Source organism: Kribbella shirazensis, assembly GCF_011761605.1.
Classification (GTDB): Bacteria; Actinomycetota; Actinomycetes; order Propionibacteriales; family Kribbellaceae; genus Kribbella; species Kribbella shirazensis.
Genome location: NZ_JAASRO010000001.1, coordinates 4,865,257 through 4,886,243, shown reverse-complemented (window position 1 = coordinate 4,886,243; position 20,987 = coordinate 4,865,257). Strand labels below are relative to the sequence as shown.

Here is a 20,987-nt window from a genome sequence, read left to right as displayed (position 1 = left end):
CCTGCCCTACTTGGGTTCGGAGATCTCGCTGACCGTGCGGCCCGCCCGGCCCGGTGCCGCCTGGACGACATCGGCCTGCGCGAGCATGCCGACCAGGTCGTGGCCGTCGATCACCGGAAGGCGCCGTACCTGATGCTCCTCCATCGTCCGCAGCGCCTCCTCGATGGAGTCGTCCGCGCCGATCGTCACCGGCTTGCCCTGGGCGAAGGCTCCGGCCGTGGTCTTGTTCGGGTCGCCGCCGTCGGCGACACACTTCACGACGATGTCGCGATCGGTCAGCATCCCTTTCAAACGGTTGTCCTCACCGCAGATCGGCAGGGCGCCGACGTCCAGGTCGCGCATCTTCCGGGCCGCGTCGGCCAGGCTCTCCTTCTCGCCCACACACTCGGCGCCCGGCGTCATCAGATCTCGTGCGGTCGTCATTTCGTCCTCCTCCTGCGCCAGATTCGCTGGACGCCCGCGCGGTGCCCACTCCACCCGCCAGGAAACCAGCCGCTCCGGGTGGGTACCGGGCAGCCATGGACAGCCAAGAACACGCCACCGTGCTCGGTGCGCGGACCACCGAGCGCTACGTCCTGCAGTCCGCGGCCGGCTCCGCGATCTCGGAGGCCGGCAGCCGGCCGACCGCCTTCGTCCTGACCGTGTCCAGTTCGCTGGTCGCGATCGGGTTCACCGTTCACGACGACCGGGTGTTCTGGCCGTTCGTCTCCGCGGTCCTCCCGCTGCTGTTCGGCCTCGGCGCCGTGACGACGATCCGCCTGGTCGAGACCGGCGTCCAAGGGCTCATGTACCAGCAGGCGATCGCCCGGATCCGCCGGTACTACCGCAACCTCGACACCGACCACGCCGTCTACTTCAGCAAGTTCAGCCGCCACTCCGACCCGCCCGACACGACCGAGGCGCTGGCGATGCTCGCCGCCAAGCAGCGCCCGGAGGTCTTCTCGATCGCCTGCACCACCGCGCTCATCACCACCGCCATCGCGGGGATCGGCACGGCGCTGCTGATCGTCCGGATCGCCGGCCGTGACGCGCTCCCGATCGCCTACCCCGTCGGCGCGGCGGCCTTCGTGCTGCTCATGACCGCGTTCTTCACCTACGAGCGAGCGCGGTACGGCGACGTGGTCGAGTGATACTCACCGTGCGAAAGGACAGTTGAAGCGGCAGCGGCGTCCCAGGTGGTCAGCAGGTGTTCCGCGAAGAGGTCGTCGGCCGTCAGCGCACAGCGAGCGCCGAACAGTACGTCGCCGAGCGCACCGGGATGCTGCCGGACGTAGTTCCCGCAGAGATCGTGGGCCGCGATCTGCTCGTGGACCGCGTCCGCCTCGACGTGCTCGGTGAAGTACCGTGCCGCCTCCTCCGAGGCACCGAGCCGGATCGCTCCCGTCGCGTACTGGCGATTGGGAAGCGTGGACGTCATCTCGAACGCGGCCAGATGCCCGAGCAGCGCCGGGGTCCATCGGCTGTGAATCGCGAACAGCGACATCACGTTCGACACCGCCAAGGTGACGGCAGGTGCGGCGGGAACGTAGTACCCGTACGTGTCGTCGAGCGCGAGCCAGCGCATCGTCGTACGAAAGAGTTCGGAATGCATCCGCTCGGGCCGCCCGCCGCCGTACTCGTCCGCCTCGATCTCGATCAGCGCGGCCTTGGTCGCACCGTCCAGGCGTGGCAGGGCGAAGCTGTGTGGATCGGCCTCCTTGAGCTGGTACACAGAGCGGTTCAGGACGAACTCCCGGAACTGCTCCTTCGTGGCATGCCGACGCAGGTACGGCGCCAGTCGCGGACCGTCCGCGCCGTCGATCAGGTCCCGGAGCTGCGCCGCGATCGGCCGGGCGCTCGGGACGACCCGGCAGTTCGCCTCCAACCAGGCCAGCCACGGCTGCTCCAACCGGGTGCGGAAGGCAATGATCCGCGGGTCCCACTGGCGTTCGGCAGCCACGTCGTCGAATCCGCGGTACTGCAGCTCGTACGCGACCCAGAGCGCGAGCTGCAGGTCCTCGTCGGCGTAGGGGCGATCGGACGCACCGACGTCGACGGTGCGGGTGGCGGATCCCCTGAGATTGTTGATCATCCAGGCGCTGAGCGGCCCGCGTGCGGGTGGTAGCTGCATGGGCGTCCGGTACCCGGCGGGATGTTCGTGGATTCGCTTGCGGGGTGGGTACCGCCAGGGCATGACAGAGATCCGCGCGTACCCGGACGGCCCGCTACTGGTCCGGGGCGAATTCGTGCTCCTCGACGAGAACGGCGATCCGCTGCCGGCGTCCCGCCGGACCGTCGCGCTCTGCCGCTGTGGCCGCACCGGGATCCCGCCGTTGTGTGACGGCACGCATACGCTGCCGCTCAGGCGGCCGCCGGAGCACACGCCCGGATGATCGCCACGTCCTCTTCCTCGATGCCGGCCGGGATCGTCCCGGCGGCCTGCTGAGCCCGCATCAACGGACCGAGCGGCCCGCGCACCCGCGCGCGGATCTCGACCTTCAGGCCGGCGCGGCGCAGCCGCGCGAGCGTCTCGTCGATGCCGATCAGTGACGAGTGCACGACGAGCAGCGCGCCGCCCGGTCGCAGGTGCGCCGGTGCGCCGTCGCAGAGCGCGTCGAGCACGATCCGTCCGTCGTGACCGGCCTCCCATGCGCGGCAGGCGCCGAAGCGCGGTACGTCGGGACGCGGCGACGGCACGTACGGCGGATTGCTGACGATCAGATCGAACCGTTCACCGGCGACCGGCCCGTACGTCCGGCCCCGCAGCGTCCGCACCTGCACACCGGCCCGCAACGCGTTCAGCCGCACGGTGAGCAGCGCCCGCCGCGACACGTCGACGGCGGTCGTCTCCGCACCGCACTCCGCCGCCGTGAGCGCCAGCACGCCGCTCCCGGTGCAGACGTCGAGCGCCCGCGATCCCTCGCCGAGAGGCTCCTCCCGGATGGCGTCGGCCAGCATCCACGAATCCGAGATCGGCGCGAACACGCCCGGCAACGTCAGCAGCCTCATGCCGTGAACACCTCCGCGAGCCACGGAACGACTCGTTGCGGACCGAGCGCCCGCAACTGCTCCACCGGCGGGTGCTCCACCAGCGTCCGGACATCGTCCAAACCTCCAGCCGCGTAAGGATCCGCGGCGTCGATCAGGTCGTGGAGGCAGCGTCGGGCCGGACGCGACTCACCGGTGCGCAGGTCGATCAACTCGCCCCGGACGCCGTCGCGCAGCGCGATCCACCGGTTCTCCGCGATCCGCCAGGACGGCGCCGGTGACGGCAGCTCACCGAGGTGGTACGAGTCCGTCAGCCGTGCGGCGAGCGCCGAGACGAACCGGACGAGCGCACCGGCTCGATCCGTCGTCGCCTGTACGTCGAGGACGCGCAGCTCGAGCGTGCCGTAGCGCAGGTGCGGCCGAAGCTCCCACCACCATTCCGAGGGATCGCCCACGGCCCGCCCACGGACCGCCCAGGACAGATCGGCGGCGAAGTCGTCCCACGAGGCGATGACCGGTGGCACGCCCTGCCGAGGCAGCTCGGCGGCGATCACCGGCCGTGCCGAGCACAACCCGGTGTCGCGTCCCGCAACGAACGGCGCAGCGCCCGCCAACGCGGCCAGCTCGGGCAGGAGATTCCGCAACGCGTGGTACACGCCCAACGTGCAGTCCGCGTCACCGAACGCCAGATGGATCTGCAACGACGACACCAGCTGCCGCCCGATGACCTCGCGGTACCGGCCCGCGAGATCCGCGGCCCGCGCGGTGCGCGCCAGCGCGACGGGACCGTCGATCAACGGGTGGACCGGCGCCGCGATCGGAGTCACGCCGGCGCCGCACGCGGCGGCCAGGAGCATCCGGCACCGTCGCAGTTCCCGGACCGCATCGACCGGATCCTTGTGCACGAAGGTCGCGATCTCGACCTGACAGGCGGGCAGCTCCTGCTTGATCCGCGGGTTGCCGACGGCACCTAACACACCGGCCGCGTCGACCGGCAGCCCACTCGTGGGATCCACCAGCAGCAACTCCTCCTCGATCCCGACGGTACCGGCGACGGTCCCGGCGAACACCGCCCGGAGCTCCTCCGGGCGGACCGCGTCCGGCGCATGATCGTTGGGCACCCCCATCACACCCGGGTGTCCCGGTCGAGGATCTTGTTGACCGACCGTTCCAGCCGGGCGCGGGTCGCCTCGTCGCCGAGGTCGTCGCCGGCCCGGTCGACGGTGTCCGCGATCGTGTGCCCGTGCTCGTACTGCTCGACGACGCGCGGATCGACGTACGACGAGCGCGCGACGGCAGGCGTGTTGCCCAGGTGGTCCGAGACCTCCTCGAGCATGTCCTTGACGGCCTCGTCGAGCGCGCGCTTCGTCGTCGGCGGATCCGCCTCGGCCAGGTCCAGCGCGGCGTGCACGGTCGCCGTCCAGGTCCGCAGGTCCTTGACGGTGAAGTCGTCACCGACCAGTTCGTGGAACCGCTCGTTGATCATCCCCGCGTCGATCTCGTGGTACCCGTCCTCGTCGCGGTACACCAGCAGCCGCGAGTTCCCGTGCCGGCCGCGCTTCAGCGACCGGACCGCCGCCACGAGTTCGTCGTCGTCCAGCTCGATCGTCCGGCGCTGCCCGCCCTTCGCGACGAAGTCGAACACCAGCCGACCCCGGCTGACGCGGACGTCGCGGCGCAGCAACGTGGCGGCGCCACGGCTGCCGTTCTCCTCGGCGTACTGCGTGTTACCGGTCCGGAAGACGCCGTAGTCGAGCATCCGCAGCGCGACCGCCAGCACCTTCCGCCGGTCGAGGCCGCGCCGGTCCAGGTCCGCGTCGAGCGCCTCGCGGAACGCCGGCAGCTTCCGCGCCAACTGCCGGACCCGGTCGTGCCTGTCCGCGTCCTGCGTGGTCCGCCAGTCGTCGTGGTAGAGGTACTGCCTGCGTCCGGCCTGATCGGTACCGACCGCCTGGATGTGCCCGTTCGGAAAAGGGCTGATCCACACGTCCTTCCAGGCGGGCGGGATCGCCAGCGTCCGGATCCGTTCGACGACGTCGGTGTCCTCGATCAGGTTGCCGTCGGCATCGTAGTATGCGAAACCGCGGCCGCGCCGCCGGCGGCTGAAGCCTGGCTGGTCCGGATGACTCCGCCGCAGGCGCATGGCGATCAGGCCACCGGTACGTCGGTGACGACGGCGTAGTGGTCGGACGGCGGCCGGCCGTGGTCCTCGTCGAACCCGACCAAGTGGGCGTCCGTCGGAACCAGGCCCTCGGTGGCCAGGATGTAGTCGATCCGCTGGTCCTCGAGCCATTCGCCGGTGCCCAGGTACGGATTGCGCGAGCTGTAGGTGACGCCGTCGTACGCCTGTGGTTGCCAGCAGTCGGTGAGTACGTCGAGCAACGGCTTGAGCTCCGGCCGGTCGGGCGGCGTGTTCAGATCACCCGCGACGATCACGTCGTCACCGTCGGCCATGAGATCGGACGCGAGCGACGCCAGCGCGGTCGCCTGCTCGAGCCGCTCGTGCTCGTGGTCCTCTTCCCAGTCCAGACAGCTGGTGACGAAGTGCAGACTGCCTGTCCCCAGCCGGATCTCCGCACGCAGCGCGACCGTTTCGGCCGACAGCGTGTGCTGCTCCACCTCCCGCAGCGGGAACCGGCTCAGGATGCCCAGACCGAGATGGACATCGGGATCCGGGTCCTGCGGCATCCGGGACGGGGCGAAGACCGAACCCATACCCAGTTCGAACCCGAGAAGACCCGTCTGCTCCTGCCCGTCACGGCGCCAGGTCTCCTGCAGGGCAACGAAATCGGGCCGTTGCCGTCGTACCGTTTCGGCGATCGCGCGCTGGCGCCGTAACCAGTGATCTCCGAACCGTCCCCAGACGTTCCACGTCATGAACCTCACGGCTGTCTCACCCTCCTCGTATCGCGCTGTACCGGTACCCGCGACGACACGAGGACACGCCGATCGAGGGCTACTGCTTCTGCTCCGCGGTCTGTTGGAGGGACGCGTAGACGAGCTGCAGGTAGTCGGAGCCGGCGACCGCGGTCAGCGTCGACGCCACGACCCGGGTGAAGCGCGGCGCGAACAAGAACCCGATGCTGAAACCCGTCGCGACCCAGACGGACAAGCAGAACGGGCAGCTGACCAGCTCGCCGATCGCATGCCGGAGCTGTCCCTCCTCACGGGCCTCTTCCATCACCTCGGCCGGCCCGCCGCTCTCGCGATAGCGCGTGAACGGCATCCGCAGCGGACTGGTGACCGCGTCCTTCGCCACCAGTCGCGCGAGCTTGTGCGTGCCCGCCGTCATCAGGATCAGGTCGTACGGCGAGATGCGCCGCTCCGCCGTACCACGCAACGCGGCGACCGCCCCGGCGGCACCGGCCAGGCCGCCGAACACCGTCATCGCCACCGCGTAACCGCCCAGCGGCCGCGGCGAACCCTGCCGGTACTCGTCGGCTTCCGCACGGATCGAGTCGGACACCTTCGTCATCGCACCTTCACCTCGTGTGGTCGTGGACGCGCAGCCAGCGGTATCCATGGCCCGCGAGTCGCAGGGAGTCGTTGGTCGCCGGGTTGTACTCGCTGTCGGCGAGCAGATCGGCACGGACGTCGTACGGCAAACCGAGATGCACCTCGTCGGCGGACAGGTTCGCCAGCATCAGGATCGAATCGTCCGCGCGATGGTGCAGGACGCCGAAGACCGCGGGATGCTCGAACGCGACGGGCTCGCTGCGGTGCGACGGCAACTCCCCCAGCTGCCGCCGGGTACGCACGAGCTGGGATACCCGGCTGAGCAGCGAGTCCGACCGCAACTCCTGGTCCTCGACGTTGACCCGCGAGAACGCGAACGGCCCGGCCTGGATCGGACCAGGTCCTACCACCCCCGGCGGGGCCTTGCTGAACCCGCCGTTGAGCTCGGGGGACCACTGCATCGGCGTGCGTACCGACATCCGGTCGGGCAGCGACAGGTCCTCCCCCATCCCGATCTCCTCGCCGTACCGCACAACCGGTGCCCCCGGCAACGACTCGACGATCGCGTGCGCCATCGCGGTCCGGCGGGCGTCGCCGAGCATCGGGGCCAGCCGGCGCCGGATGCCCCGTCCGAAGGCGCGCATCTCCGCGGCCGGCGCGAACTCCGTCATCACCTCGTCGCGCTCGTTCTCCGACAACCTCTCGAGATCCAGCTCGTCGTGGTTGCGCAGCCAGTTCACGTACGTGCAGCCGTCCGGGGGCTCCGGCTGCTCGCGCAGCGCCCGGATCAGCGGCTCCGCCTCGCGCCGTGCCAGCGCGAGGAACAGCAGGTTGTTCGTCCAGAAGTCCAGGATCGCGTGCAACCGGTCGGCGTCTCCGAAGTAGTCGTCGTACTGGTCCGGGGGCGCGTCCACCTCACCCATCAGCGGGGCGCCGTCGGCAGCGGCGGCCAGCTCGGTGAGAAACCAGTAGCCGTCGTCGCGGTCGTCGGTCAGCGCCGCCTGCCGGACCATGTACGGCACCGCGTCGACGCGGAAGCCGTCCACGCCCCGGTCCAGCCAGTGGCGGATGGTCTTCCGGATCTCCTCACGGACCTCCGGGTGGCCCACGTCCAGGTCCGCCTCGTGCCGGTAGAACGCATGCCGGTAGTACTTTCCGGCATGGTCGTCGTACGCCCAGACCGACTCCTCGGCCCCGGGGAAGACCGGCTCCGGGACCGCCGGGTCGTCCCGCGGCTCGGGCGCCCAGACGTAGTAGTCGCGGTACGGCGAGTCCGGGTCGTTGCGGGCCGCGCGGAACCACGGATGATGGATCGAGGTGTGCTGCGCGACGAGTTCGACCATGACCCGGAGATCGAGCTGATGACACCGCTCGACGAGCTGCTCGAACTCCGCCATCGTCCCGAACCGCGCCGACACGTCCCGGTGGTCGACGACGTCGTACCCGGCATCCAGGTACGGCGAGACGTAGAACGGCTGCAGCCACACCGTGTCCGCACCGACCGCCCGCACATGGTCGAGCTTCCGGCTGACCCCCTCGAAATCACCGACACCGTCGCCGTCGGCATCGAAGAACGTCGCCGGATCCAGCTGGTAGATGACCCGTCCGTCGAGGTTCATGGCCGCAGCAACACCTTGACCGCGCCGTCTGCCTTCTTCTGGAAGGTTTCGTACGCCGCCGGCCCGTCCGACAACGGGAGGTGGTGCGTCGCGAACGTGTCGACGTGCAACGGGTCCTCATCGGTCAGCAACGGCAGGATCTGGTCGCTCCACCGGCGTACGTTGGCCTGCCCCATCCGCAGCTGGAGCTGCTTGTCGAAGATCGTCAGCATCGGCAGCGGATCCGCCATACCGCCGTACACCCCGACCAGCGAAATCGTTCCCCCACGACGGACGATGTCGATCGCGAGCAGCAGCGCGGCCATCCGGTCGACACCGGCCTTCCGCATGAACGTGCGTCCGATCGCGTCCGGCAGCAGTCCCACTGCCTGCTGGGCAACGCGGGTGACCGGCGAGCCGTGCGCTTCCATGCCGACGGCATCGATCACCGAGTCCGGTCCGCGGCCGTCGGTCAGGTCCCGCAGCTGCGCGGCCACGTCGGCCGAGTACATCCGCGTCTCCACGCCGTACCCCTGCGCCCGCTCGAGCCGCTCGGGCACCAGATCGACACCGATCACGCGATGCCCACGGTGCAGGGCGATGCGGGATGCCATGTCGCCGATCGGGCCGAGTCCGAGCACGACGACCGTGCCGCCGGCCGGGATCCCGGCGTACTCGACCGCCTGCCAGGCCGTCGGGAGTACGTCGGACAGGTAGACGAACCGGTCGTCGGGCGGCCCCTCCGGCACCTTGATCGGGCCGTACTGCGCCTGCGGCACCCGCAGGTACTCCGCCTGCCCGCCCGGGACCTGCCCGTACAGCTTGGTGTAGCCGAACAGTGCCGCGCCCATCCCCTGGTCGCGGACCTGCGTCGTTTCGCACTGCGTCTGCAGTCCTTGCGAACACATGAAGCACGACCCGCAGGCGATCTGGAACGGTACGACGACGCGGTCCCCGGGCCGCAGCCCGTCGACCTCGGTCCCGGTCTCCTCCACGACCCCGATCACCTCGTGACCGAGCACGTCTCCGACGTCGAGGAACGGACCCATCACCTCGTACAGATGCAGGTCCGACCCGCAGATCCCGCTCGACGTCACTCGCACGATCGCGTCCGTCGGCTCCTGGATCCGCGGATCCGGTACGTCGCCGTACCCGACCTCCCGCTTTCCCTGCCAGGTCAGTGCCTTCATCCAGCCTCCTTCACGAACTCTTCTCGCGGTCCTCCAGGCCGACCGCCTGCCGCAGCTCCTTGGTCGCGTCACGCAGGTCGGACGAGTTCTCGGACTGCTGCTCCATCAGGGCGGCCAGCGCCGCCGCGACGGCGTTCAGCTTGTCCTGCACGGAGGCGTCGGCCCGGGTCTGCGAGTTCTGCAGCAGCGCCACCATCAGGAACGTCACGATGGTCGTCGCGGTGTTGATGATCAGCTGCCACGTGTCGACCGACCCGATGACGAAGTACGACGGCGCCCACACCACGACCAGGAGCACGCAGAGCGCGAAGAACCACGCTCTGGACGCGAACCCGGACGCGGCGGTGGCGAACCGGTCGAAGAAGCCCGGCCGGCCCGACACGTCCGACGGCATGTGCGCATGCTGGTCGGCCCGTGCCACGGTGTTCGTCACGCCGGCCTCAGGTGAAGATGCTGACGCCGCCAGGGCCGACCAACAGACCGATGATGATCAGTGCCGCGCCCCACAACACCTGGCCGCGGAACAGTGACACGATCCCGGCGATCACGAGGATCGCGGCGATGATCCACAGAATGAGCCCCATGGTCCTTCCCCTTTGCTGAGCCGGGAAATCACCCGGCGGGTTGAATCCCCGTGCGGCCTGACCGGTTCCCTGGCCGATTCGGGTCAAACGTGGACGTTTTCGACCACGTGTGGACGGACACCGGTCGTCCATGCCGACACCGCCGACACTGCCGACACCGCTGCCGTTCGCTTCCGCGCCGGACACCGCCCGCATCCTGCGCGATGTCCTGGTGCCTGTGATCGCCCAGGGACCGATCCTGCGCAGGCCCCGGCTCGGGACACTCGCCGAGCGACTGCACGCCGACGACCGGGCGCTGCGTTGCGTCCGCCGGCTGCGCCGCAAGTACGGCGACGGCCCCGTGCTGTTCCGCGTTCCCGGCCGGACGATCGCACTCGTCCTCGCCGGCGACGACGTGCACCGGTTGCTGGCCGAGACGCCCGAGCCGTTCGCGGCCGCGTCGGGTGAGAAGGTCGGCGCCCTGACGCACTTCCAGCCACACGCGGTCCTGGTCAGCAATCCACCACTGCGGGCCGGGCGCCGCGAACTCAACGAACAAGCGCTTGACACACACAACCCGGTGCACCATCACGGCCACCGGTTCGTCGAGCTCATCCGTGCGGAACTCGACGGCCTGCACGCCACGCTCGGCTGGGAAGACTTCCGCGCCGTCTGGTCGCGCATCGTCCGGCGGATCGTCCTCGGTGACGCCGCCCGCGACGACGTGCAACTCACCGCGCAACTCGACCAGTTGCGCGCCGACGCGAACTGGGCGCAGTTCGGCCCGAACCACGAGGAGGTCCGCAGCGAGTTCCTCACGGCGATTGCGCAGTACGTCGACAAGGCCGAGCCCGGGACCCTTGTCGAGGCCCTCGACCGGCGCCCCGAGTCGCTCGACCCGGCCGGGCAGGTGCCACACTGGTTGTTCGCCTTCGACGCCGCGGGCATCGCGCTCTGGCGAACCCTCGCAGTACTCGGAACCCACCCCCGGATGCTCGATCCGATCGTCGCCGAGGCCCGGCACCCGGACGCCTCACCGTTGCTCGCCGAGGCCGGCGCCGCGATACAGGAGTCGGTGCGTCTCTGGCCGACGACCCTCGTCGTCCTGCGGCAGGCCCGCGAGGACACCGAGTGGCATGGGCGGATCGCCCCGGCCGGGACCGAGTTCGCGATCGTGAGTTCGGTCTTCCATCGCGACGACGAGGCGCTCGACTTCGCGAACCGGTGCGAACCGGCCGTCTGGCTCGACGGGCGCAGCGCCGGCCCGTGGCCGATCATCCCGTTCAGCGAAGGCCCGGCCGCGTGTCCCGGGCAGAACGTCGTCCTGCTGACCACGAGTACCGCGGTCAGCCACATCGCCGCGCGGTACGAGCTGGACGTCGATCCCACCACCCGGGCGCGGCTCGCCGGAGCCATGCCGCGCACGTTCAACCACGCGACCGTCCGGATCGGCTTCTGGCGGCGAGGCCAGTAGATCAGCCAGTGGTCACTTGCCGGGCAGGAACTCCTGGACCTTCGACTTGAAGCCTTCCTTGATCATCGCGCCCCGGTCGCTGTCACCGCGCACGATCGACTCCAGCGCCTTCTCGAGCTGGTCCCAGGTCGCGTGCGGCGGGATCGGCGGTACGGCGGGATCGGTCCGGAACTCGACCACACACGGCCGGTCCGCCCGCAGTGCCTCCTCCCACGCCGGAACGACCTCCTCCGGTTTCTCCGCGGTCACCCCGTGCAGACCGAGCAGCTTGGCGTACCCGGCGTACGGGAACTCCGGAAGCTCCTGCGAGGGCAGGAACTGCGGGGATCCGCCCATCGCCCGCAGTTCCCACGTCACCTGATTCAGGTCGTTGTTGTGCAGGACGGCGACCACGAGCCGCGGATCCGCCCAGTCCCGCCAGTACTTCGCGATCGTGATCAGCTCGTTCAGCCCGTTCATCTGCATCGCGCCGTCACCGACCAGCGCGTACCCGGGCCGGTCCGGTAGCCCGAACTTGGCCCCGATCACGTACGGCACGCCGGGCCCCATCGTGGCGAGCGTCCCGGACAACGATCCCCGCATGTCACCCCGGATCCGGATGTGCCGCGCGTACCAGTTCGCCGCCGATCCCGAGTCGGCCGCCAGGATCGCGTTCGACGGCAGCCGTCCGGACAGTTCGTGGAACACCAGTTCCGGGTTGATCGGATCTGCCGAGGTATGCGCACGCCTGTCCATCACCTCCCACCACCGCGCGACCTTGTCCTCGACCCCCGACCGCCACGACCTGTCCTCCTTCTGCTGGACCAGCGGGATCAGCGCCCGCAAGGTCCGGGCCGCGTCACCGACCAGGTTCACCTCGAACGGGTACCGCATCCCGATCATGGTCGGATCGAGATCGATCTGGATCCCCCGTGCCTGCCCGAACTCCGGCAGGAACTGGGAGTACGGGAAGTTCGACCCGACCACCAGCAGGGTGTCGCAGTCCGTCATCAGTTCGTACGACGGCCGCGTGCCGAGCAACCCGATCGAGCCGGTCACCCAGGGCAGCTCGTCGGACAGAACGTCCTTGCCCAGCAGGGCCTTCGCGACGCCGGCGCCGGTGAGCTCCGCGAGTTCGGTCAGCTCGTCGACAGCGCCGCGCGCGCCCTGACCGACGAGGATCGCGACCTTCGAGCCCGCGTTCAGGATCTCCGCGGCCCGGTCCAGCTGGTCCGCCGCGGGGACCGGCGCCGACCAGCTGAGGTCGGTGCTCGACGGCACCATCTTGAACGCGTGCGACGGCGGTGTGTACTCCAACTCCTGCAGGTCCGACGGGATGATCAGCGCGGTCACCGAACGCCGGGCCGTCGCGATCCGGATCGCGCGGTCGAGCACGTTCGGCAGCTGCTCCGCAACCATCACCGTCTCGCAGTACTCCGATGCGACGTCCTTGAACAGCGTGTGCAGGTCGACCTCCTGCTGGTAGCTGCCGCCCATCGCACTGCGGGCCGTCTGGCCGACGATCGCCACCACGGGGACATGGTCGAGCTTCGCGTCGTACAGGCCGTTCAGCAGGTGGATCGCGCCCGGACCGCTGGTCGCCGTACAGACGCCGACCCGGCCGGTGAACTTCGCGTACCCGACGGCCTGGAACGCGGACATCTCCTCGTGCCGGGCCTGCACGAACCGCGGCTGGTTGTCCGCCCGCTGCCAGGCCGAGAGCAGTCCGTTGATCCCGTCCCCGGCGTACCCGAAGACGTGGTCGACACCCCAGTCCCGCAGGCGCTGGAGTACGTAGTCACCGACCGTCGTGCTCATGGCAATCCTCCCGAGGGCTGTATCGGCGGGTATCGGCGCGGACCGCCCGCGCGGTACCCCGGCCGGTCCGCGGCAAACGGGTTTCGAGCCGTCCGCGGTGGTCACTGGGAGATGGAACGTGCGGGTCCGCCGACGGAGGAGGAGAACGTGGCACGGGTTGTCGTGGTGACCGGAGCCAGCGCCGGTGTCGGGCGGGCCAGTGCGGTCGCGTTCGCGCTGCGCGGCGACAAGGTGGCGCTGCTGGCCCGGGGCGAGTCCGGGCTGGAGGGCGCCGTCCGCGATGTCGCCGACGCCGGCGGGATCCCGCTGGCGATCCCGGTCGACGTGTCCGACTACGAGCAGGTCGAGGCCGCCGCGGAACGGATCGAGAAGGACCTCGGACCGATCGACGTGTGGGTGAACGTTGCCTTCACCTCGGTGTTCGCGCCGTTCCTGGAGATCGCGCCGAACGAGTTCAAGCGCACCACCGAGGTGACCTACCTCGGGTACGTCTACGGGACCCGCGCCGCACTCGACCGGATGAAGCCTCGCGGCCACGGCACGATCGTGCAGGTCGGATCGGCGCTGGCGTACCGCGGGATCCCGCTGCAGTCGGCGTACTGCGGGGCGAAACACGCGATCCAGGGCTTCCACGACTCGCTGCGCTGCGAACTGCTGCACGACAAGTCGAACGTGCACGCCACGATGGTGCAGCTGCCCGCGGTCAACACGCCGCAGTTCTCCTGGGTGCTGTCCCGGCTGCCCAAGCACCCGCAGCCGGTACCGCCGATCTTCCAGCCCGAGGTGGCCGCGGACGCGGTCGTCTACGCCGCCGATCATCCACGGCGCCGCGAGTACTGGATCGGTGCGCCGACGGTCGCCACGTTGATCGCGAACAAGTTCGTCCCGGGGCTTCTCGACCGCTACCTCGCGCGGACCGGCTACAAGGCACAGCAGGCCGACCTGCCCAACGAGCAGACCGCGAACCTGTGGAGACCCGCCGACGACCGCAGCCGCGACTACGGCGCGCACGGAGCGTTCGACGACCGCTCGACCGGGCGCAGCTACCAGATGTGGGCAGCCCGGCATCGCGGCCTGATCGGTGCGCTGGCCGCCGGCGCCGCCGCGGCCACGGTCCGCGCCGCCCGCGCACGGCGGTAGCGCAGGCCACACCAGGTGAATGCAGACAGCAACAAAGGGCACCCCAGAAGTGAGCGACTGATCGGAGGCAGCACGTGAAGATCGGATACTTCCTGTCCAGCGAGGAGTACACGCCTGCTGAGCTGATCGAACAGGCCCGGATGGCCGAGGAGGCCGGCTTCGACGCCCTGTGGATCAGTGACCACTTCCACCCGTGGAACGACGAGCAGGGGCAGAGCGCCTTCGTCTGGTCGGCGATCGGTGCGATCTCCCAGGTGTGCGAACTGCCGGTGACGACCGCCGTCACGTGCCCGACCGTCCGCACCCACCCGGTCGTGATCGCCCAGGCGGCCGCCACCAGCGCCGTGCTGCTCAACGGCCGGTTCCGGCTCGGCGTGGGCTCCGGCGAGGCGTTGAACGAGCACATCCTCGGGACGGTCTGGCCGACCGCCGACGTACGGCTGGAGATGCTCGAGGAAGCGGTCGAGATCATGCGCCGGCTGTGGACCGAGGACGGGTTCGTCAACCACCACGGCAAGCACTACACGGTCGACACGGCGAGGATCTACACCCGCCCGAAGGAGCCGCTGCCGATCTACATGTCCGGATTCGGGCCGGAGGCAACAGATCTCGCGGCGCGGATCGCGGACGGGTACGTGACGACGTCGCCCGACCAGGAGCTGCTGCGCCGGTTCCGGGAGAACGGCGGCGGCGACAAACCGGCACAGGCCGGCTTCAAGGTCAGCTACGCGCCGACCGAGGAAGAAGGCATCGAGCAGGCGCACCGGATCTGGGGCAACTCCGGCCTTCCCGGCGAGCTCGCCCAGGTGCTCCCCTCACCACGGCACTTCGAGCAGGCGAGCCAGCTGGTCACCAAGGAGTCCACGGCGCAGTCGGTCGCCTGCGGGCCGAAGGCCGACGTCCACGTCGACGCGTTCACGCCGTACATCGAGGCGGGGTTCGACGAGGTGTACGTCGCGAACATCGGCCCGCACAGCGTCGACATGATGAACCTCTACCGGACCGAGGTGCTGCCCGAACTGCGTCTCCGGAAGGAGCGTTCCCATGGGTAACCACGAAGCCTGGACCACGGTCGACGTCGCGCCGAACATCCTGTTCGACCGGCTGTCCGACCTCGACCACCTGCCCGAGTACATCCCCTGGCTGACCTCGCTGCACCGCACCGCGGAGACCCCGGTCACCGCACAGGGCCCCGAGGCGCGCCGGCCGCACCAGGCCGTGCACGAGGACGTCGACGTCACCGTCGGCGGCGGCCACCGCGACGGCTGGATCGACGTCCTCGACGAGGACCGCGTCCTGCGCTGGGGCATGGACGGTCCGCACCGGTACGGCGGCGAACTGATCGTGGACTTCGTCGCCGACGGTACGTCGAAGCTCACCGTCCGGCTCCACACCACCGAGACCACCAACGTCGACGAGGAACTCGACCGGACGTTGGCCACCATCAAAACGGCGGTCGAGCACGACCAGCCGACCGAGTCCTCCGAAGGGGAGCAACGATGAGTACGGATGTCGTCGACCTGATCATGCAGGACCACCGCGAAGTGGAGCGGCTGTTCGACGCGCTGAAGGACGAGCCGGAGAAGCGGCCGACCCTCCTGCCGGTGCTGACCACCCTGCTGACCGCGCACAGCCGGGCCGAAGAGGCCGAGGTGTACCCGGTGGCCGCCTCCGAGGCCGGCGAGAAGGAAGAGGTCTCGCACAGCCAGCAGGAGCACATCGAGGCCGACCAACTGCTCGCGAAACTCGCCGCCACGGATCCGACGTCGGGAGACTTCGACAGGGTCCTGCAGAACCTGGTCGACGCCGTCTCCCACCATGTCGAGGAGGAAGAGACCAAGGTTCTGCCCGGTATGCGCTCCAACCTGTCGGACGAGCGCCGGTCCGAACTCGGCGATGCGTTCGCGGCCAGCCGCAAGCAGCACCTCGGCGAGCAGCCTGGCGACCTCACCCGGGAGCAGCTCGCCCAGCAGGCCAGCAACGCGGACATCCCCGGTGCGTCCAAGCTCCCCAAGGACAAGCTCGAGAAGGAAGTCCAGAAGCACGCCGAACAGTGAGTCGTGCTGAGTCCCACTGAGTCGTCCGTGGCCGGGACCCCACGGAGGGGCCCCGGCCACGGCGCTATGAATACCGCGCTGGTCACACGGCGCTGATCACACTGTGTGGCGGAGAGTGATGGTGACGCGCGTCGTGCCGCGGGGCAACTGGATGGTGCCGGCGGACTCGTTGACGGTGGCGGAATCGACCGAGACGCCGGCGATGTTGTTCCGCAGGGCCGGAAGCTCGACGCTGTAGCCCGTGGCGCGGCTGGTGTCGCCGGTGAACTGGATCGTCACGCTCTTGCCGGCCGTGGTCAGCCGGTACCCGAGCCGCCCACCGTTGGTGATCGGGTAGTCGTCCAGCCCGATCTTCTCCTGTGTGCGGACCCACTCGTTGGGCACGCCGCGCCCGACGATCACCGTGCCGTCGGACTTCTCCGCGATCAGCGAGTCGAACAGCACCTTGGTCGCGGTCGACTGACCCCACATGTGCTGGTTCGAACCGCCGCCGCCACGGGCGTGGTCGATGTTCCACGGCGAGGTGGCGCTCGGGTAGTCGACGCCCTCCCACCAGCCGAACGGCCCGCTCTGCGTCTTGTCGATCATGTACTGGTACGACTTGATGCCCAGATCGCGGTACTGCTCACCGCGCAGCGCCGCGCTTCCGTAGCCCGCGTTGTACGCGCTCGAGAAGTACCCGTGCGGGTACCCGCCGAAGTTGTAGATCGTGTCGGACACCTCCTGACGCCGTTCGAAACCGTGCGTGTAGGTGTCGTCGATCTTGTCGAACATCGTCCCGGTCTGCTCCGCGCCGAACAGGTACCCGTCCCACGCCCAGCGGCCGAACAGGAACATCGAGGCCCAGTTCGCGTCCCGAGGGTCACTGCGCGGACCGGTCTCGTTCGGCTCGACCATCGAGACCGGGAGGTAGTCCAGGTCGTACTGCTTCATCGTCTGCTCGATGCGGGCGGTCGCCACCTTCAGCAGGTCGTCGTACTCCGCCTTCGCCCACGCGGCCTCCGCGGTCTCGCCGAGTGCCGTGGCGAGATAGCGGTACGTCGTCAGACCGGTCAGCGCGGACCAGTTGTCGATCGTCCAGTACCCGAGCGAGTCGATCGCGAAGGTCTGCTTGATGATCCCGGTGCCGCCGTCGACACGGTCGGTCTCGATCGTGTGCGTGTTCTTCTTGATCGTCTCGAACCGGCTGCGGATGAACTCCTTGTCGCCGGTGCGCTGCAGGTACAGGGCGTACGGCCAGCTGTACTTCCACTTCGCGTCGTCGTACTGCAGCTGGGCCGGCAGTGAGGTCAGGTAGTCGCGCGCATAGGTGAAGTCACCCGTGGTGAGCAGGGTCGCCACGATACCGATCGTGTCGTGGTCGAACATCTCGTCGTACCCGTTCTCGCCGACGTGCAGTTCCTTCGTGCCGTTGATGTCGTCGCGGATGATCAGCGTGTAGATGTACCCGGCCTTGTAGGCGTTGATCAGCCGCCGGTCGGGCAGGTCCGTGATGTTCGCGATCGCCGACAACCGGGTGTTCCAGTACTTCCGCATGTGACGGAAGTGCTGGTCGAAGCCACCGAGCTGCTGCAGCTGCGCGGCGGTCGGCCACTCGTAGCTACCGCCGAACCGGTCCGCGGCCACCGCGTAGTCGCGGACGATCGTCTGCCCGGCGCCGATCGTGGTCGCGCTGGTGTCGTTGAGCGGCGTCAACAGGTTGGACACCCGCGGCAGGCGGGCCTGCGAGGTCGTGGTGTTCGTGACCGTCATCCGGGAGTACGCGATCTCGAAGCGGTTGCCGCCGACAACGACCAGGTCGGCGAAGTTCTCGACCTTGATCGCGAGCCCGTCCTTGGCGTACTCGCTGATGAACGCGGGCAGGTAGCCCTCGGCGTTGTACCACTTGATCTTGCCCGGGATGTTCGGTACGCCGAACGTCACCATCGCGTCGCCCCGGCTCCGCAGCCGGTAGCTGCCGTCGATGAAGGCGATCGGCGCGTTGACATCACCCTCCCAGCCGAACGACGAGGTGAGACCGGGGTTGGTGACGTAGGTGTACTGCGCGTTGGCCGCGGACGAGACGGCCTCGTCGTAGGCAGCCTTCACGAACAGGTACGCCAACTGCAGCTCGTTCCGCTGCGCCGCGCTGCCGGTGAGCGTCGCCTTGGCGGACGCGATCGCGTTGTCCAGTTGACGTTGCGCGGACTCGCTCGCGGCGTACACGTCGGCCGCCGCGGCAAGGTCGATCACGTTCTGCGTCAGCTGCCGGTACCCGTCGACCGACGTCCCGGCCAGCGTGACGCCGGCGAGCGTGACGTTGCCGGAGGCATGCGTCTTGCGGGTCAGCTGCGCGCTGATCTTGGCGGAGTCGCCGGCGGCGAGGTTCAGCTCGAAGACCCTGGTGACCGACGGGTCGGTGCTGACCAGCTCCGTGCTCTCGTACGCCGGAGCACCGTTGACGGAGACCGAGATCTTCGCGGACGCACGCCAGACTCCCGAGACGAAGCGCAGGGTACGGCGTTCCGCCGACGCCGGGATCGTGAGGTCGTAGCCGTACGGATCGGTGAGATCGACGCCGGTGTTCGCGCCGTCGGCGAAGAAGATACCGCCGTGACGGGTCCCGGGCTGTGACGCGGTCGGCGTACCGTTCGTCCACGAGTAGCTGACCGGATTGTCGTTCTGCGCCCCGATCGTGCCGCCCGTCTGGCGGTTCGTGACCGCGAGGCGGGGCGTCGAGTCGGGCACGCCTGCGCGGCGGTTGGTCGTCGTACCGTCGAGATGCAGCCAGTCGTCGATGCCCTCGGCGGTCAGGTTCAGCGAGACGGGCGTCGCGGTCGCGGCGAAGCTCGAGTCTTTGCCGAGCGTGGACAGCGCGGCGGCCGCCAACGACAGGTTCCCGGCCGCGTGGAGTTTGCTGGCGAATCGGCCCGTCACGACGATGCCCTCCCCTGGCCGGATGGTTACGGTGTAGCGCTTGACGGCCGCCGTACCACTCGCGGTGATCGGCGTGGTGTAGGTGCCGCCGCTGCCGTCGGTCGCGGTGACCGTCACGGCACCCGTGGCCTGCCAGATCCCACCCACGAACACCAGGCGTCGTGGCGAGTCCGCGGCCGGGACCGTGATCCGGTAGCCGGCGTCGTGTGCTGTCGTGTCGCCGACGGTGGTCGTGTCGTAGTTGAAGACACCGCCCGTGGTCACACCGGTCGCCGGGGACGCCCCGTCCGACCAGCCGAACGAGACCGGGCTGTCGTCGAGCGTCGTACGGCCGCCGTCGGGGTTCAGGTCGTCGACAGCGATCGACTGCGGTACGCCGGACTTGCGGTCGATCCCCGGACCGGTCACGTGGACCCAGTCCAGGTCGCCGTACGCCGTCAGATCCATCGCGCCCGCGACACCGCGGCCGTTCGGGAGGTTCTCGACGTTCACGACGAACGGATCGGCCGGTGGGGCGGCGGCCGGAGCTGCGGGTGTGGAGATCACTGCGGTCACCACGAGTGCCGCGGCGGCTGTTGCCGCGAGCAATCTGGTTCCGTGCCTCATCTTGTGTCCCTTCAGGAGGTTGGCGCAGCGGTACGCGGGCCGGGCAGGCTGGAGCCGCGGACCACCAGCTCCGGTTCGAGCAGCACGTGTTGCGGCTCGCGGGGGTCGCCGGCCATCAGGTTGTCGACGGCCTGGATCAGTTGCCGGCCGACCTCGTCGATCGGCTGGCGGAGGGTGGTCAGTCCCGGACTCACGAGGGCGGCGGTCGGCGAGTCGTCGTACCCGGTGATCGCGATGTCGGCGCCCGGGCGGAGGCCGCGCTCGTGCAGGGCCCGCATCACTCCGAGCGCGAGCGTGTCGGAGGCGCAGACCAGGGCGGTGGCGGGGTTCGCGGCGTCGAGCATGCGGTGCGTGGCCTGGCGCCCCGCCTCGAGCGAGTCCACGACGGCGGCCTGCAGATCGGTCTCGAGATCGCGCTCGCGACAGGCCTCCAGCCATCCTTCACGGCGTTCCTGGCCGAGCTCGGATTCGGGCAGCCAGCCGATGTGGCCGATCCGTCGATGACCCTGCGCCGCCACGTGAGCCGTCGCGGCGCGGGTCCCGGCCCGGCCGTCGACGTCCACCCACGCCATGCTGTCGTCGCCGTCCCACGACCGCCCGAACGACGCGAACGGCACGCCCCACGACCGCAGCGCCGCGACCCGGTCGTCGTTGTGGTGCGTCTCGGCCAGGATGAAGGCGTCGATCGAGGTCTTCGTCAACAGGTCCCGGTACGCCTTGATCTCGTCGGCGGGGCCGCCCTCCGCGTGGCACAGGATCAGGTGGTAACCGGCCTCGACCGCGGACGCGTTGAGCACGTAGAGGAAGTCGTCCATCAGCAGCGACGCCTTGTCCGGCCGGGACGGGCGCATCTTGAACGCGATCAGCGACGAACTACGGTTGCGCAACGCCCGCGCCGACAGGTTCGGCTCGTACCCCAGCTCCTCGACCGCGGCCAGGATCCGCTCGCGCGTCTGCGGCGCCACCCGCTCCGGGTTGTTCAACGCGTTCGACACCGACTGCGCCGACACCCCCGCCCGCTGAGCCACCTGAGCCAACGTCACATGCCCATGCGGAACCGGCCCACGCCCACCCTGCCGCGACTCCGCAACCATCAGCCCGCCCCTTCGCACGATATTAACGTTAAAAAGCTTCCCTGCAAGCTACTGAGCCATTCCCAGCTCCGTCAAGACCCCAGCACCGCGCAGAAGTTTTAACGCTAGAGAATGTTGAGTTCCTGTGCG

General features: G+C 69.2%; 21 protein-coding genes. 7 read left to right on the top strand and 14 right to left on the bottom strand.

The features are described 5' to 3' along the window. Positions 1-6 precede the first annotated feature (6 nt). Positions 7-423: a CBS domain-containing protein gene (locus tag BJY22_RS23590; RefSeq protein WP_167210190.1), complete on the bottom strand. Its 417-nt coding sequence runs from the start codon at positions 421-423 to the stop codon at positions 7-9. Between the two features lie 95 nt (positions 424-518). Between BJY22_RS23590 and BJY22_RS23585 the strand changes: the two genes are divergently transcribed. After that, a complete protein-coding gene (locus BJY22_RS23585; protein ID WP_167210188.1) occupies positions 519-1,130 on the top strand; it encodes a hypothetical protein in 612 nt (203 codons plus the stop codon). On the opposite strand, the gene BJY22_RS23580 is transcribed toward BJY22_RS23585, so the two are convergent. Further along, the gene (locus BJY22_RS23580) at positions 1,094-2,110 is read right to left on the bottom strand and encodes an iron-containing redox enzyme family protein (RefSeq protein WP_167210186.1); all 1,017 of its coding nucleotides are present in this window, start codon (positions 2,108-2,110) and stop codon (positions 1,094-1,096) included. The genes BJY22_RS23585 and BJY22_RS23580 overlap by 37 nt on opposite strands. Positions 2,111-2,171: 61 nt before the next feature. On the opposite strand from BJY22_RS23580, the gene BJY22_RS23575 reads away from it, so the two are divergent. Next, positions 2,172-2,372 carry a CDGSH iron-sulfur domain-containing protein gene (locus BJY22_RS23575; protein ID WP_167210184.1) on the top strand — a complete coding sequence of 67 codons (201 nt, stop codon included), beginning with the start codon at positions 2,172-2,174 and terminating at the stop codon, positions 2,370-2,372. Here the strand turns inward: BJY22_RS23575 and BJY22_RS23570 are convergent. The 9 genes from BJY22_RS23570 to BJY22_RS23530 all read right to left on the bottom strand — a co-directional run bounded on the left by BJY22_RS23570 (position 2,341) and on the right by BJY22_RS23530 (position 9,795). Beyond that, a complete protein-coding gene (locus BJY22_RS23570; protein WP_167210182.1) occupies positions 2,341-2,988 on the bottom strand; it encodes a HemK2/MTQ2 family protein methyltransferase in 648 nt (215 codons plus the stop codon). The two genes, BJY22_RS23575 and BJY22_RS23570, sit on opposite strands and share 32 nt — an antisense overlap. Next, positions 2,985-4,088 (bottom strand): YbdK family carboxylate-amine ligase, encoded by a 1,104-nt coding sequence (locus BJY22_RS23565; RefSeq protein WP_167210180.1) that lies wholly within the window; start codon positions 4,086-4,088, stop codon positions 2,985-2,987. Before BJY22_RS23565 ends, BJY22_RS23570 begins: the two co-directional genes overlap by 4 nt. A gap of 5 nt (positions 4,089-4,093) precedes the next feature. Beyond that, entirely contained in the window at positions 4,094-5,110 is a 1,017-nt protein-coding gene (locus tag BJY22_RS23560) for a DNA topoisomerase IB (protein WP_167210178.1), read from the bottom strand. A 5-nt stretch (positions 5,111-5,115) separates the two neighbouring features. Continuing rightward, positions 5,116-5,844: an endonuclease/exonuclease/phosphatase family protein gene (locus BJY22_RS23555; protein WP_238351215.1), complete on the bottom strand. Its 729-nt coding sequence runs from the start codon at positions 5,842-5,844 to the stop codon at positions 5,116-5,118. A 79-nt stretch (positions 5,845-5,923) separates the two neighbouring features. Beyond that, complete coding sequence (locus tag BJY22_RS23550; protein WP_167210174.1) at positions 5,924-6,442, bottom strand: DUF1360 domain-containing protein; 519 nt, start codon at positions 6,440-6,442, stop codon at positions 5,924-5,926. 7 nt (positions 6,443-6,449) lie between these two features. Next, the gene (locus tag BJY22_RS23545; RefSeq protein ID WP_167210172.1) at positions 6,450-8,042 is read right to left on the bottom strand and encodes an alpha-amylase family protein; all 1,593 of its coding nucleotides are present in this window, start codon (positions 8,040-8,042) and stop codon (positions 6,450-6,452) included. Beyond that, the gene (locus BJY22_RS23540) at positions 8,039-9,211 is read right to left on the bottom strand and encodes an alcohol dehydrogenase catalytic domain-containing protein (protein ID WP_167210170.1); all 1,173 of its coding nucleotides are present in this window, start codon (positions 9,209-9,211) and stop codon (positions 8,039-8,041) included. The genes BJY22_RS23545 and BJY22_RS23540 overlap by 4 nt, the downstream gene beginning before the upstream one ends. 10 nt (positions 9,212-9,221) lie before the next feature. Further along, positions 9,222-9,644, bottom strand: a complete 423-nt coding sequence (locus tag BJY22_RS23535) for a low affinity iron permease family protein (protein WP_337758887.1) — start codon at positions 9,642-9,644, stop codon at positions 9,222-9,224. A 7-nt stretch (positions 9,645-9,651) separates the two neighbouring features. Then, positions 9,652-9,795, bottom strand: coding sequence for a GPGG-motif small membrane protein (locus tag BJY22_RS23530; RefSeq protein ID WP_167210168.1), 144 nt, complete (start codon positions 9,793-9,795; stop codon positions 9,652-9,654). 130 nt (positions 9,796-9,925) lie between these two features. Here BJY22_RS23530 and BJY22_RS23525 point away from each other — a divergent pair, with 130 nt between their 5' ends. Next, entirely contained in the window at positions 9,926-11,248 is a 1,323-nt protein-coding gene (locus BJY22_RS23525) for a cytochrome P450 (RefSeq protein WP_167210166.1), read from the top strand. Between the two features lie 12 nt (positions 11,249-11,260). Here BJY22_RS23525 and BJY22_RS23520 read toward each other — a convergent pair whose 3' ends face one another. Continuing rightward, entirely contained in the window at positions 11,261-13,045 is a 1,785-nt protein-coding gene (locus tag BJY22_RS23520) for a thiamine pyrophosphate-requiring protein (RefSeq protein WP_167210164.1), read from the bottom strand. Between the two features lie 147 nt (positions 13,046-13,192). Between BJY22_RS23520 and BJY22_RS23515 the strand changes: the two genes are divergently transcribed. From BJY22_RS23515 to BJY22_RS23500, 4 genes are all read left to right on the top strand, one after another. Further along, positions 13,193-14,185: an SDR family oxidoreductase gene (locus BJY22_RS23515; protein ID WP_337758886.1), complete on the top strand. Its 993-nt coding sequence runs from the start codon at positions 13,193-13,195 to the stop codon at positions 14,183-14,185. Between the two features lie 74 nt (positions 14,186-14,259). Further along, positions 14,260-15,237 carry a TIGR03557 family F420-dependent LLM class oxidoreductase gene (locus BJY22_RS23510; protein WP_167210160.1) on the top strand — a complete coding sequence of 326 codons (978 nt, stop codon included), beginning with the start codon at positions 14,260-14,262 and terminating at the stop codon, positions 15,235-15,237. Continuing rightward, positions 15,230-15,688, top strand: coding sequence for an SRPBCC family protein (locus BJY22_RS23505; RefSeq protein WP_167210158.1), 459 nt, complete (start codon positions 15,230-15,232; stop codon positions 15,686-15,688). Before BJY22_RS23510 ends, BJY22_RS23505 begins: the two co-directional genes overlap by 8 nt. Beyond that, positions 15,685-16,242, top strand: a complete 558-nt coding sequence (locus tag BJY22_RS23500) for a hemerythrin domain-containing protein (protein WP_167210156.1) — start codon at positions 15,685-15,687, stop codon at positions 16,240-16,242. Before BJY22_RS23505 ends, BJY22_RS23500 begins: the two co-directional genes overlap by 4 nt. Positions 16,243-16,338: 96 nt before the next feature. Here BJY22_RS23500 and BJY22_RS23495 read toward each other — a convergent pair whose 3' ends face one another. Further along, the gene (locus BJY22_RS23495; RefSeq protein ID WP_167210154.1) at positions 16,339-19,764 is read right to left on the bottom strand and encodes a sugar-binding protein; all 3,426 of its coding nucleotides are present in this window, start codon (positions 19,762-19,764) and stop codon (positions 16,339-16,341) included. An 11-nt stretch (positions 19,765-19,775) separates the two neighbouring features. Next, positions 19,776-20,792 carry a substrate-binding domain-containing protein gene (locus BJY22_RS23490; protein WP_167210152.1) on the bottom strand — a complete coding sequence of 339 codons (1,017 nt, stop codon included), beginning with the start codon at positions 20,790-20,792 and terminating at the stop codon, positions 19,776-19,778. Positions 20,793-20,987 lie beyond the last annotated feature (195 nt).